General features: G+C 70.7%; 12 protein-coding genes. All 12 read right to left on the minus strand.

The window, feature by feature from the left end; genetic code table 11:
- Positions 1–138 precede the first annotated feature (138 nt).
- On the minus strand, positions 139–774 hold the full coding sequence (locus ACIQPT_RS33605) for a hypothetical protein (protein ID WP_401161563.1): 636 nt from the start codon (positions 772–774) through the stop codon (positions 139–141).
- Positions 771–1,292, minus strand: a complete 522-nt coding sequence (locus ACIQPT_RS33610; protein WP_401161565.1) for a hypothetical protein — start codon at positions 1,290–1,292, stop codon at positions 771–773. The genes ACIQPT_RS33605 and ACIQPT_RS33610 overlap by 4 nt, the downstream gene beginning before the upstream one ends.
- Positions 1,289–2,524 carry an MCE family protein gene (locus ACIQPT_RS33615; RefSeq protein ID WP_401161567.1) on the minus strand — a complete coding sequence of 412 codons (1,236 nt, stop codon included), beginning with the start codon at positions 2,522–2,524 and terminating at the stop codon, positions 1,289–1,291. Before ACIQPT_RS33615 ends, ACIQPT_RS33610 begins: the two co-directional genes overlap by 4 nt.
- Complete coding sequence (locus ACIQPT_RS33620; protein ID WP_401161569.1) at positions 2,521–3,747, minus strand: MCE family protein; 1,227 nt, start codon at positions 3,745–3,747, stop codon at positions 2,521–2,523. Before ACIQPT_RS33620 ends, ACIQPT_RS33615 begins: the two co-directional genes overlap by 4 nt.
- Complete coding sequence (locus tag ACIQPT_RS33625; protein ID WP_401161570.1) at positions 3,744–4,898, minus strand: MCE family protein; 1,155 nt, start codon at positions 4,896–4,898, stop codon at positions 3,744–3,746. The genes ACIQPT_RS33620 and ACIQPT_RS33625 overlap by 4 nt, the downstream gene beginning before the upstream one ends.
- Before the next feature lies 1 nt (position 4,899).
- The gene (locus tag ACIQPT_RS33630) at positions 4,900–5,919 is read right to left on the minus strand and encodes an MCE family protein (protein WP_401161572.1); all 1,020 of its coding nucleotides are present in this window, start codon (positions 5,917–5,919) and stop codon (positions 4,900–4,902) included.
- The gene (locus ACIQPT_RS33635) at positions 5,916–6,947 is read right to left on the minus strand and encodes an MCE family protein (protein WP_401161574.1); all 1,032 of its coding nucleotides are present in this window, start codon (positions 6,945–6,947) and stop codon (positions 5,916–5,918) included. Before ACIQPT_RS33635 ends, ACIQPT_RS33630 begins: the two co-directional genes overlap by 4 nt.
- Positions 6,944–8,248, minus strand: a complete 1,305-nt coding sequence (locus ACIQPT_RS33640) for an MCE family protein (RefSeq protein ID WP_401161575.1) — start codon at positions 8,246–8,248, stop codon at positions 6,944–6,946. Before ACIQPT_RS33640 ends, ACIQPT_RS33635 begins: the two co-directional genes overlap by 4 nt.
- Entirely contained in the window at positions 8,248–9,051 is an 804-nt protein-coding gene (locus ACIQPT_RS33645; protein ID WP_097867568.1) for an ABC transporter permease, read from the minus strand. The genes ACIQPT_RS33640 and ACIQPT_RS33645 overlap by 1 nt, the downstream gene beginning before the upstream one ends.
- A gap of 3 nt (positions 9,052–9,054) precedes the next feature.
- Positions 9,055–9,936: an MlaE family ABC transporter permease gene (locus tag ACIQPT_RS33650; protein ID WP_401161577.1), complete on the minus strand. Its 882-nt coding sequence runs from the start codon at positions 9,934–9,936 to the stop codon at positions 9,055–9,057.
- Complete coding sequence (locus ACIQPT_RS33655) at positions 9,933–10,919, minus strand: ABC transporter ATP-binding protein (protein ID WP_401161579.1); 987 nt, start codon at positions 10,917–10,919, stop codon at positions 9,933–9,935. Before ACIQPT_RS33655 ends, ACIQPT_RS33650 begins: the two co-directional genes overlap by 4 nt.
- A 485-nt stretch (positions 10,920–11,404) precedes the next feature.
- The gene (locus tag ACIQPT_RS33660) at positions 11,405–12,895 is read right to left on the minus strand and encodes a DUF6801 domain-containing protein (RefSeq protein WP_401161581.1); all 1,491 of its coding nucleotides are present in this window, start codon (positions 12,893–12,895) and stop codon (positions 11,405–11,407) included.
- Between the last annotated feature and the right edge of the window lie 457 nt (positions 12,896–13,352).

A 13,352-nucleotide genomic window follows, 5' to 3' on the forward strand; every position in this document is an offset into this window, starting at 1 on the left:
GCGGATTCCGTGCTCCGGCCCGTACCTTCCCGGCCGGCGCGTCTGCCGCGTCCTGCTGTGCTGTGCGCTCCCGTGCCATGTGCTGCCTCTCCCCTGCCTGCCGAACCGGACCGGTGCGCCATCGCCTCCGGCCCGCCGTCATGTGGAGCCGATCTCGACGATCCACCAGCGTCCGTCGCGCAGTTCGGCGGTCACCGTGAGCTGCGCGGAGGCGGTGGTGGGGGCGCGGCCCCGGCGCTCGTAGACCTGGTCGAGGAAGACCAGGAGGTGCGCGCTGCTGCCGGTCAGCCGGGTCACCCCGGCCTTGACGACCTCGGTGGTGAGCGTCAGCTTCTGGTCGGCGGACTGCCGCTCGACCTGGCCGAACAGTGCGGCGTACTGCTGGAGCGCCTTGCCCGCCAGGACCTCCTTCGCCGCCGCCCTGGTGACGGCGGTGGCCCCGGGGCCGTACGAGAAGACCTTCCCGAGCGCGCTGCTGACGTCGCCGGTGACACGGGCGGTCGCCTCGGCGTCGGTGAGCGCGAGGTTCGCGGTGGCCGGGGTGTCGCGCAGATGGCGTCCCTCGGCGTACAGCGCGCCGCCCGTGGCGATCAGGGCGACCGTCAGAAGGACGCCGAGGATGCGCGGCCACCGGCGGCGGGGCACCTCCACGGCATCCGTCGAGTCCACCGCGACCGTCTCCGCCGCAGTGTCCTCCGCGTCCGCCACGTCCGTCGCGTCCGTCGCGCCTGTCGTCGTGCTGGTCACCGTGGGCGTCCCTCCTCCTGCTCTCATCGGCCGCCGCCCGTTCCGATCGCCGTGAGCGCCTTGACCTTCCAGCCGTCGGCCGTACGGGCGAGGGTCGCCGTGAACCGCTTGCGCTGGGTGCCGGGCGCGCCGGTGCGCGGGGTGACCTCGACGTCCACGGTGGCGATCAGCTCCGCCGTGCCCGTGCGCTCGTCCAATGCGGTCAGCGCCGCCGATGTGACCTTGCCCCGCGCCGTGTCGCCCGCGGTCGTCAGGGACTTCGCGTCGGCCTTCCTGGTCCGCTTCAGCTGATCGTGCAGCGGTCCCGTCGAGGAGTCCAGCCAGGCCCGCAGCCCGGCATCCACCCGCTTCGCGTTCTCGCCGTCGAGGCTGTTCAGCGCGGCGAGGTGCCGCTTGCCCTCGGTCAGGGCCGTGTCGCGGGCCTTCGCGTAGGAGAGGGTGCGGTCGCCGCGCGCCTGCCCGTACGACCAGGCCCCCAGGCCGCAGAGCAGGGCGGCGACGAGCAGCACGGCCCAGCCGGCCCGGCGTCGGGTGCGGGGGGTCATGAGCCGCCTCCCAGGCCGAGCAGACCGGCCATGCCCTCGGCCGGCGGCTGCGTGGTCGCGGGCCCGCCGTCCACGGCTCCGGGCAGCTTCATCGAGCCGGGAACGGCCGGTTTCGGGGGCGGGCCGCCCTTGGGGGCGTTGGCGCTGCCCCGGACGTTGATGCCGGTGCCGGGCGAGGACGTACAGCGGGCGGCGGTGTTCACGGCGGGCCCGGCCGAGGTGTCGAGGCCGTTGCGGTAGACCGTGCCGCCGTAGCCGGCGGTGCAGGGCAGCGGTTCGAAGAAGGTGACGGACATCCCGAACCGGGCGCCGTCGTCATCGACCGCGCTCGCCCCGGCGGCGGCGACTGCGGGGAGCTTCACGAGGAGTTCCTCCAGGCCGCGCTGTCGGGTGACGGCGACCTCCGAGGTGGTGAGGAGGTTGGCGACGACCACGCCGAAGGCCGGGTCCAGGTCGCGCAGCAGTCCGCTGATCTGGACGGCGGCGTCCGGGGTGGTGGCGATGAGGCGGCGCAGGTCGGCGTCGGAGCCCTTGAGTTCGGCGGCCAGTTCCTTGGCTCCTGCGGCGAAGCCCTTGAGAGCCTGGCCCTGTTCGGCCTGGGTCCGCAGGACGCGCTCGCCGTCGGCCATCAGCCGGGTGGTGACCGGCAGGGCCTGGTCGGCTGCCTCGATGAAGTCGCCGCCGGTGTCCAGCAGGACCTGGAGGTCGTCGCCGCGCCCTTCGAAGGCGGCTCCGAACTCCTCGACGACGGTCCGCAGGCTCTCCAGGTCCACCGAGCTCGCCAGGTCGTCGACGCTGGTGAGGACGTCGGTCGGGGGTGCGGGGATGGTGGTGTCGGCCGCGTCGATGACCGACCCGTTGCCCAGGAAGGGGCCGTCCTTACGGGTGGGCCGCAGATCCACGTACTGCTCGCCGACCGCCGAGAGGTTCGCGACGACGGCGGTGAGGCTGTCCGGGATCGGCGGGGCGTCCTTCTCGATCCGCAGCTCGGCCTCGACGCCCTCCTCGGTCAGCTCGATCGGCCCGACGCGGCCCACGGAGACGCCCCGGTAGGTGACGTTGGAGTGGGTGTACAGGCCGCCCGTCTGCGGGAGTTGGACCGTGACGGTGTAGTAGCTGCGGAGGCCGACGTAATGGCCGAGATCGGCGTACCGCACGCCCAGATAGCCGAGGACGAGGACGGCGATGATGAGGAAGGCGAGGTTCTTCAGCCGGATGGCGAGGGTGATCACGGTGTCGTCTCCTCCTTCGCGGTCTTCGGCGTGCCGGCCGCTTCCGGCGTCGGCGTGCCCGGAGCGGTGCTCTTCGGCGTGCCCGACACGGCGGGCAGCGGCAGCGGAAGCGCGCTCCGGGCCGCCGCGCCCTCGCCCTCGGCCGGGGGCAACGGGATGCCGGGCTCGTCCGGGGTGAGCGGCGGGATGATCTGCGTACCGGGCAGGGCCGTCACATCCAGGTAGACGTTGAGGTAGTCGCCCTTGACGCCGCGCAGCACCTCGTCCGTGAACGGGTAGGTCAGCAGCACCTGGAGGGAGTCGGGGAGGTCCTGGCCGGAGTCCGCGAGCGCCTTGAGGGTCGGGGCGAGCGCCTTGAGGTCGGCGATCATGTCGGCTTTGCTCCGGTTGATCGTGTCGACGGCCACGGTGGAGAGGGTGTCGAGGGAGCGCAGCATGGTCAGCAGGGAGCCGCGCTGCTTCTCCAGGACCTTGAGTCCGGGGCTGAGCCCGGTCAGGACCGTGCCGACGTCCTGCTTGCGGGTGGCGAGGGTGGCGGCGAGCCGGTTGACCCCGTCGAGGGCCTTGGTGATGTCACCCTTGTTCTCGTCCAGGTTGGTCACGAGGGTGTCGACCCGCTTCAGCATGGAGCGGATCTGCGGTTCCTGTCCGGCGAGCGCCTTGTTCAGCTCGGTGGTGATGGTCTTGAGCTGGTTGACGCCACCCCCGTTGAGGAGCAGGGACAGTGCTCCGAAGACCTCCTCGACCTCCGGGTTCCTGTTGGTGCGGGAGAGCGGGATGCGGCCGCCGGAGGCGAGCGAGCCGCGTGCGGTGCCCTCGGGGGGCGGGGCGAGCTGGATGAACTTCTCGCCGAGGAGGCTGGACTGTTCGAGCCGGGCGTAGGCGTTCGCGGGGAGCTTGATCCTCCCGTTGACCCGCATGGTGACCCGGGCCCGCCAGCCGTCCGGGGCGAGGGCGATCTTCGTGACGCGCCCGACGGACACGTCGTTGACCTTCACCGAGGACTGCGGGGCGAGGCTGAGGACGTCGCCGAACTCGGCGGTGACCTCGTACGGGCGGTCGCCGAGGTCCGCGCCGCCGGGCAGGGGGAACTGTTCGATGCCGGTGAAGGAGGGAACGTCGGGGCGGACCACGACCAGGGCGATCAGGGCGCCGGTGGCGAGCAGGGCCACGGCTGAGACAGCGGCACGTACGACGGGTCCGCGCCGGGCGTCGTCGTTCATCGTTCCGCCCCCTTCTGCTTGCCGGGCTGCTTGCCGGGCTGCTTCTCGGGCCGCTTCTCGGGGGTGCCGTAGACCGTGCCGACCTCCGGCAACGGCAGGACGGGCAGGGCCTTGCGGCGGTTCGCGTCGACGGGGGCGAGGCCGGTGAGCCGGCCGGCCGCTTCGGCGGCCCCGGGGTCGACGAGCGGTCCGCCCATGGACAGTTCGTTGAGGTTGGTGCGCCCGTTGAGGGTGCGGTTGGCCGGGTCGTACGCGTTGAGGACGTTTCCGGCGGCGAGCGGCAGGGTGTCCATCGCCTCGGCGAGTGAGGCGCGCTGGTCGACGAGGGCCTGGGTGACGGGCACCAGCGCCTCCACGTTCTTCTTGAGCGCGCCGCGGTTCTTCGCGATGAACGTCTTGACCTGGCCGAGGGCGGTGCCGAGTTCCTTGAGGGCCGCGCTCAGGTTCTTCTTGTCGTCGGCGAGGAAGGAGGTGACCGTGTTCAGCTGCTGCTCGGCGCTGCGGACGTTGCCGTCGTTCTCCTTGAGCATGGTGGTGAAGGTCTGGAGGTGGGTCAGGGTGTCGAACAGGTCGCCGCTGCTCCTGTCGAGCGTCTTGGTGGCCTTGCCGAACTGCTCGATGGAGTCCCCGATGGCCTTGCCGTTGCCGTCGAGGTTCTTCGCCCCGGTGTCCAGGAGCCGGGCGAGCGCCCCGTCGGCGTTGGCCCCGTTCGGGCCGAGCGCGGTGGAGAGTTCGGTGATGGAGGCGTACAGCTCGTCGACCTCCACGGGGGTGGCGTTGCGGGCGGCGGGCAGGACCGCCCGGTCGGCGAGCCGGGGGCCGCCGTCGTAGGCGGGGGCGAGCTGGATGTAGCGGTCGGCGACGAGGCTGGGGGCGACGACGACGGCGTGGGCGTCCTGGGGGACGTCGATGCCCCGGTCGAGGCGCAGCACGACCTTCACCTCCTTGCCGCGCGGCTCGACGGAGTCGACGGTGCCGACCTTGACGCCGAGGATCCGCAGATCGGATCCGGCGTAGACGCCGGTCGCCCGGTCGAAGTAGGCGGTGACCGTGGTCTTCCCGTCCTCCTCCAGGGCGCTCACGCCGGTGGCGGCCGCGACGGCCACGAGGGCGAGTCCGGCGGTGATGCCGATGATGCGGGTGCGTCTCATGTCAGCGGCCCCCTTGCTGCCGGGGTGGCATGCATCCGGTCGCCGGGGGTGTGCCGGCGGGGAGGTAGTTCTTGGGCACGACGCCGCAGACGTAGTTGTCGAACCAGCGCCCGCTGCCGAGGGTGTTGCCGACGAGCCGGCTGTACGAGCCGGTCATGGCGAGGACCTTGTCCAGGCTCTTGCGGTTCTTCACCAGGACGGCGGTGACCCGGCCGAGGGAGTCCAGGGTCGGCCCGAGCTGCTTGTTGTTGTCCCGGACGAGTCCGGTGAGCTGGGTGCCGAGGTCGCGGGTGCCGGTGAGCAGCAGATGGATGGAGTCGCGGCGCGCCTGGATCTCGCCGAGGAGCAGGTTCCCGTCCTCCAGGAGCGTTTCGAAGCTGCTCTTCTTTCCGGCGAGGGTCTTGGTGAGCTGCTTGCTGCTGCGGAGCAGGGTAGCGAGCTGGGCGTCGCGTGCGGAGACCGTACGGGAGAGGGCGGAGAGCCCGTCGGCGGCGCTGCGGACGTGCGGCGGGGAATCCTTGAAGGTGGCGGAGATCGCCTCGAAGCTCTTGGCGAGCTGTTCGGTGTCGATCTCGCCGATGGTGTCCCCGAGCCCGTTGAACGCCTGCGTGATGTCGTACGGGGAGGTGGTGCGGCTCGCGGTGATGCGGGAGTCCGGGTCCTGCGGGGCGTCGCCGAGGGGGTCGACGGCGAGGTACTTGTCGCCGAGCAGGGTCTTGATGGCGATGCCGACGGTGGAGGAGTCGCCGATCCAGGCGTTCTTCACCCGGAAGTCGACCCGGACCTTCGCGCCGTCGAGGGAGACGCCGGTGACCTCGCCGACCTTCACTCCGGCGATGCGCACCTCATCGCCGTCGGCGAGCCCGGCGGACTCGGTGAAGTCGGCGCTGTAGGCGGTGCCGCTGTCGAGGAAGGGCAGCGAGTCGGCGCGCCAGGCGGCGAGGCCGAGCAGGGCCAGGACGAGGAGCCCGACGACGGCGACGGCGACCGGGTTGCGTTCCCGGATGGGGGTGATTCTCATGCCAGGCACCTCGGTTGGGTGATCGCGATGCCGGTGGGCGGCGTGCTGCCGTCGTCGTGGGTGACGCCGCTGACCTTCGCTTCGCAGAGGTAGAGGTTGAGCCACGATCCGTAGGACGTCAGCCGGGTGATCGCCGCCATCTTGGCCGGGGTCTTCTGGAGGAAGTTCTCGATCTGCGGGGTGCCCTTCTCCAACTGGCCGCTGAGCCGCCCGAGTTGCCGGATGTCGTCCTTGAGCGGCTTTCTGCCGTCCTGGAAGAGGTCGGCGGTGACGGTGGTGAGCGCGCCCATCGCGGTGATGGCCTCGCCGAGCGGTTTGCGGTCGCCGGAGAAGCCGGTGACGAGCTTCTGGAGGGTGACGACGAGGTCGTCGAAGCCCTCCTCCCGGTCGTTGACGGTCTTGAGGACCGTGTTGAGGTTCTTGATCACCTCGCCGATCACCTTGTCCTTCGCGGCGACGGTGGTGGTGAGCGAGCCGACGTGCCGCAGGATGCTGTCGACGGTGCCGCCCTCGCCCTGGAGGACCTGGACGATGGAGCCGGCGAGCTGGTTGACGTCGGGCGGCGACAGCCCCTCGAACAGGGGCTGGAAGCCGTTGAAGAGCTGGGTGAGGTCGAGCGCCGGGGTGGTGCGGGAGAGCGGGATGGTGTCCCCGGGCGCGAAGGCCCGGCCGACGGGTCCTGCCCCCTGGTCGAGGTCGACGTACCGCTGGCCGACCATGTTGAGGTATTTGATGGACGCCGTCACCGAGGCGGGGAGGGTGCGTCCCTTGCGTACGGCGAAGGCGACCTCGGCGACCCGCCGGTCGGCGACCCGCACGGACTCGACCTGGCCGACCTTCACCCCGGCGATCCGGACGCTGTCGCCGGGGATCAGCCCGGTGGCGTCGGTGAACCGCGCCTTGTACGTGGCGGTGTCCCCGACGCCCTTGTTGGCGATGGAGAGCCCGAGGACGGTGGTGGCCAGCACGGTGACCACGATGAAGACGAGGGACTTGGTGACCGGTCCCGCGAGCGAACGGCGTTTCACTTGAGCTTCACCTCCGCACCGCGGAAGGCCGGGCCGATGAGCACGCTGCTCCAGTCGGCGAGGTCTCCCGGCCGGACCTTCAGCGAGGGCGCGACCAGTTCGTTGACGAGCCGGGACTCCTGGGGCGAGTTGGGCAGGCCGAGCGCGGTGTCCGTACCGTCGCCGCCGCCGTCGTCGTCCGGGGTGGGCGGTGGTGCGGTGACGTCGGCGACCCGGCGGGTGTCGGCGGTCGGGGCGTGCTTGCCGACGTACGGCACCGAGTAGCACTGCGGTCCGCCGGAGGCGTTGTAGACCGGGGTGTCCCGGCCGGGGACGTACTTGCCCTGGGAGGGAACGGACTTGACCGACACATGCAGTCCCGGCTGGTCGGTTCCCTTGCCGAGGGCCTTGTCCATGGCGGGCACGAAGCCGGCCAGGGTGCGCAGGGTGCAGGGGAACGACTCGGCGTATTCGGCGAGGAGTTCGAGGGAGGGCCTGCTGGATGCGGAGAGCCGGATGAGGTTGTCCTTGTTCTCCCGCAGGAAGGAGGTGACGTCCTGCGCGGCGGCCGTGGTGGTGCCGTAGAGGCCGGCGAGCCGCGCCTCCTGGTCGGCGAGGGTGGAGCTGGTGACCGTGGCGTCGGTCAGCGCGTCGAGGACGTCCGGCGCGGCGTCCGCGTACAGCGTGCTCACCTTGACGAGTTCCTTGATGTCGGCGTTGAGGGTGGGGAGTTGGGGGTTGAACTTCTTCAAGTGCCCGTCCAGCGTGGTCAGCGTCTCGCCGAGGCGTTCACCGCGTCCCTCCAGCGCCTGGGATACGGCGTTGAGGGTGGCGGAGAGCTTTTCGGGCTTCACGGCGGTCAGCAGCGGCAGGACGTTGTCCAGGACCTGTTCCAGCTCGATGGCGTTGGAGGAGCGGTCCTGCGGGATGACGGCCCCGGCCCGCAGCGTGGATCCGGTGGGGATGCGGGGCGGGACGAGCGCGACGAACCGTGCGCCGAAGAGGGTGGTGGGCAGCATCTGGGCGGTGACGTCGGCGGGTATCTGCCCGAGCTTGTCCCGGTCGATGGCCAGGGTGAGGCGGGCGCCCTCGCCGTCGGTGGCGATGGAGCGGACCTGCCCGATGACGACGCCACGCAGCTTCACATCGGCGTTGTCGTGCATCTCGTTGCCGACCGATCCGGTGCGGACGGTGACGGTGGCGTCGTCGGTGAAGTCCTTCTCGTACACGGAGACCGAGACCCACACCAGGACGGCGGGCACCAGCAGGAAGGTGACTCCGGCCAGGCGTCGGCGGACCGTGCGGGTGCTGGAGGTACGCATCAGCCGGCCACCTTCACCGTCGTCGTGGCGCCCCAGATGGCGAGCGAGAGGAAGAAGTCGGTGACGCTGATGAGGACGATCGCGTTGCGCACCGACCGGCCGACCGCCACGCCCACGCCGGCCGGTCCGCCGGTGGCGTGGAAGCCGTAGTAGCAGTGGGCGAGGATCACCAGCACGCTGAAGATCAGCACTTTCAGCACCGACAGCAGGACGTCCTGCGGGGAGAGGAAGAGATTGAAGTAGTGGTCGTAGGTGCCCGCCGACTGTCCGTTGAAGAAGATGGTGATGTAGCGGGAGGCGACGTACGAGGAGAGCAGCCCGATCGCGTACAGCGGGATGATCGCGACGACTCCGGCGATGATCCGGGTGGTGACGAGGTAGGGCATGGACCGCACGCCCATCGCTTCCAGGGCGTCGACCTCCTCGTTGATCCGCATCGCGCCGAGCTGCGCGGTGAAGCCCGCGCCGACGGTGGCGGAGAGGGCGAGTCCGGCGACCAGCGGGGCGATCTCCCGGGTGTTGAAGTAGGCGGAGATGAATCCGGTGAACGCCGAGGTGCCGATCTGGTTGAGGGCCGCGTACCCCTGGAGTCCGACGACCGTGCCGGTGAACAGGGTCATGGCGACCATCACACCGATGGTGCCGCCGATGACACCGAGTCCGCCGCTGCCGAAGGCGACCTCGGCCAGCAGCCGCTGCACCTCCCGCAGATAGCGGCGCAGGGTGCGCGGGATCCAGACGAGTGCCTTGACGTAGAAGGTGAGTTGGTCGCCCGATCGGTCGAGCCAGCTGAGCATCGCCATCGGTCAGCTCCCCTTCGCGGGGACGATCTGGAGGTAGATCGCCGTGAGGACCATGTTCACGAAGAACAGCAGCATGAAGGTGATGACGACGGACTGGTTGACCGCGTCGCCGACGCCCTTGGGGCCGCCGCGTGGGTTGAGGCCCCGGTAGGCGGCGACGATGCCCGCGATGAAGCCGAAGATCAGCGCCTTGAACTCGCTGATGTAGAGGTCGGGCAGCTGGGCGAGGGCGGAGAAGCTCGCGAGGTACGCGCCCGGGGTGCCGTCCTGCATGATCACGTTGAAGAAGTAGCCGCCGAGCGTGCCGACCACCGAGATCAGCCCGTTGAGCAGGACGGCGACGAGCATGGTGGCCAACACGCGGGGCACGACCAGGCGTTGAATGGGCGAGACGCCCATGACCTCCATCGCGTCGAGCTCCTCGCGGATCTTGCGCGAGCCGAGGTCGGCGCAGATCGCGGATCCGGCGGCCCCGGAGATCAGCAGCGCCACGATGATCGGGCTCGCCTGCTGGATCACGGCGAGGACGCTGGCGCCGCCGGTGAAGGACTGGGCGCCGAGCTGCTGGGTGAGGGAGCCGACCTGGAGGGCGATGACCGCGCCGAACGGGATCGAGACGAGGGCGGCGGGCAGGATCGTAACGCTCGCGACGAACCAGAACTGCTCGATGAACTCCCGTACCTGGAACGGCCGGCGGAAGATGGCCCGGGCCACGGCGACGGCGAGCGCGAACAGCTTCCCGGTCTCGCGGAGCGGGGCGAGCAGCCGGGACGGGCGGCGCTGCTCGGGAGCCTTCCCGGGGACCTTGTCGGGGGTCTTCCCGGCGACGCCCTGCGGGGGTTTATCGGGCGGCTCGGGCGGCCGCACCGGCATCGGGGCGGTCACGCGCGCGCACCTCCCGCGGCCGGGGCGTAGCTGTTGAGGATCGCCGTACGGGCGGCCTCCGGCAGCTGGCCCATCATCGACATGACCCGCTCCCGGCGGCGCAGCGCGCCCTGGCGTACGGGCATGCCGGGCGAGGGCTCCAGCTGGGGGACGACGGTGCGCGGTCCGGTACGGAGCGGGGCGGTGTCGCCCAGCTGCTCGGCGGCGAGGGTGGCGGCGTCCTTCTCCTCGGACATGCCGATGGGTCCTTCGCGGCGTCCGGCGAGGAACTGGGAGACGACCGGGGTGTCGCTGGTGAGCAGCACCTCGCGCGGGCCGAAGGTGACGAGGTTGCGGCAGAACAGCATGCCCATGTTGTCGGGGACGGTGGCCGCGATGTCGAGGTTGTGGGTGACGATGAGCATCGTCGCGTCGATCTGCGCGTTGAGGTCGATGAGGAGCTGCGAGAGATAGGCGGTGCGCACCGGGTCCAGTCCGGAGTCCGGCTCGTCGCAGAGGATGATCTGCGGGTCCAGGACCAGGGCGCGGGCGAGGCCGGCCCGTTTGCGCATACCGCCGGATATCTCGCCCGGCAGCTTTCCCTCGGCGCCGAGGAGCCCGACGATGTCGATGCGCTCCATGACGATGCGGCGGATCTCGGATTCCTTCTTGCGGGTGTGCTCGCGCAGCGGGAAGGCGATGTTGTCGAAGAGCGACATCGAGCCGAAAAGGGCCCCGTCCTGGAACATGAGGCCGAAGAGCTTCCGGGTCTCCATGATGTCGCGCTCGGAGCTGTTCACCATGTCGACGCCGTTGATGAGGACGCGTCCCTGTTCGGGCTTGAGGAGCCCGATGATGGATTTCAGGAAAACGGTCTTTCCGGTTCCGGAAGGACCGAGCATGACGCTCACTTCACCGGCGGGCAGGGTGAGGCTGACGTCCTGCCAGATGTTCTGCTTGCCGAAGGACTTCGTCAGGCCTTCGACGACTACTTCGATTCCCATCGGCCCTCCCTCGAAGTGGCGGTGAACGTGTTCATCGTTAAGCGCTCCGGCTCTGAGAAAAGCGATGGCGGCTCGTCACACATGCACCGGGGGGCGCACGTTATGTCCGCCGAAACCGCCAGGGCAAGCCGTTGAACAGCGGAGATCGACGAACGCGGTACTGAGAACGGATCACTTGTCATTCGGTGACAAGGTCGGTTCCCGTCCTTGTCGGAATCTGCGCAAGCACCCGGGCGTTCCCGATCGGCACATCTGGGACGCTACGGGCCGGTAACCTGACTTCGCAATACTGGGTACAGGTTTTCCTCGGCGAGAATTCACGCGCCGCCACGGATTGTTGTCGGGTGAGTAATCCGCCTGTCAAACCTGTCGGATGATGAGGAAACACACGACCGGGCGGCCGGCCCCGCGGGCAGGAAAAGGAGCCCTTCCGGTCCTCGGGACCGGAAGGGCTCGGGGACCGGAAGGGCTCGGGGCTGTTCGGCTCACCGTTCGGGGTCGGGCACCTTCGGCGGGCAGTCCGGACCGTCCGGGTTCGTCGCCACGCACAGGGGCGCCTGGGTCATCTTGGTGTAGTTGTCGGCCTTCCTGCCCGGGCTGGAGATGGCCGAGGTGAAGATCGGGTCGAGGTCCTCGGTCACTCCGCACCCCTCGAACGGCGGGATGTGGGCGTACCCGGTCAGGGTGCCGCCGAACGCCACGAGGTAGCCGGCCGGCGGATAGCTCTGGCCGTAGCCCCGCAGCACCTGTTCGAAGGGCCGTTCCGTGCGGCAGCCGGGGCCCACGTCCAGGGGCACCCCGTTCACCTTCACGTCGGAGAGCCGCATCACGAGCTGGGCGGTGACCGTCGTCTCCTCCGGGTAGGTCGGGGTGTTGGTGACCGTGTGGGTGTGGATCGCGGCCGGAGGGCCCACCTGCTCCAGCGTCATGGTCGCGGTCGTCGGCATGAACCCGTAGCTGAGGAACGTGGCCTTCGTCGGGGGCAGTTGGCGGCGGCCCTCGTAGTCGAAGTCCACCTCCGAGCTGACGTCGACGGTCGAGGCGCAGGAGTCGTTGATGTAGCGCTTGTTCAGCACCACCTTCATGAACGCGGGCCCCAGCGCCGCCGCTCCGTCCAGCTTGGCGGCATTGGCGTAACCGGCCGCGTACGTCTCCGCTGTGGTCATCACCAACTCGGGCGGGATCTCGATCGGGCAGCTGCCCGGGTCGTCGTCGGCGAGCGCTTCGGCCTGTTCGTCGATGAGGGCGTCGATCTTCTCCCGTGCGGTGGACGGCAGGCCCTCGTCCGGGCGGCCGGGCGTCGGCTCCGGTGCGGGGCCGCTCTCGCCGGGCCGGGGAGCGGGGGCCGTGGGATCGGTGTCGCCGCGGACCGTGATCGCGGCCAGCTCGGGCTCCTGGCCCGGGACCGGTGCGCAGGCGACGTCGAGCCCCGGGGGCGTGGTCGGCTCGCCGGCCTCCGTGAGCGAGGAGAGCGAAAGGGCGAGTGCGGCGGGGGCCAGCGTCGCGCGGCCGGGGCTGCCGAAGGAGACCGTCGGTACGTCGCCGGTCGCGGTCAGGGCCAGGTCGCCCTCGTCGGGCAGGGCGACGGGCGGGGCGGTCAGGTCCTGCCAGGAGGCGTCGGCGGACCGGTCGCCGACGGTGTTGCGGACGGTGAGTCGCGCGGTGGCCGAGAGGGTTTCGGCGTCGAGGTCACGGAACCGGGCGAGCGCCGTGGGCGGCAGGCTCACGTCCACCGAGACCTGGCCGGGGCGGATCTCCTCGCCCGTACGGACCGAGGTGGGGAGCACCGCCGAGACGACGACGTCCACCTCCTCGGGCCCGGAGGGGAAGGGGCAGGCGTAGCGGAGGGCGACCTCCGACTTCTGTTCCGCGGCGGCCGATTCGGCGCTGGGGACGAGCGCGGTGGCGACGACGAGCGCCCCGCCCACGGCCCAGTGGATCGGTCGCCGCGCTGCGGCGCGTGCATCGACGGTCATACGGAGGTGTCCTTCCGGCGCGCGTGGGCCCAGAGGATGGGGTGGCTGCGGACAGCGGGTCCGCTGCTCGGCGACGGCTTCGCGGGCGGAGGCCGGGCGGACCGCGAACGGGCGTCGAGCGGGGTTCGGTTCAGCCGTACGTCGAGCGGGTCCGGCCGTATGCCGACCGGGGTTCGGCCGTACGTCGAGCGGGCGTCGGATCCCCCCTACCGACGGGTACGGTACGCACGCCGACGACGCCTGGGAAGGGCCGGGTTCCCGATCGGATCAGCGGCCCGCGGACTTTGGCAGACGGTGACAGTCCGCCGTCGCGTCCTTGTCGTCGGGTGCGCGAAAAACGGGGGCGTGGCCGGCCCGCGGGGGGGGGGGGGGGGGGGCCCCCCCCCGCGGGGGGGGGGGGGCCGGGGGGGGGGGGCCCCCCCGGGGGGGGGGGGGGGCGCCCGCCCCGCCCCCCCCG

It is taken from the genome of Streptomyces sp. NPDC091289, assembly GCF_044757365.1.
GTDB lineage: Bacteria > Actinomycetota > Actinomycetes > Streptomycetales > Streptomycetaceae > Streptomyces.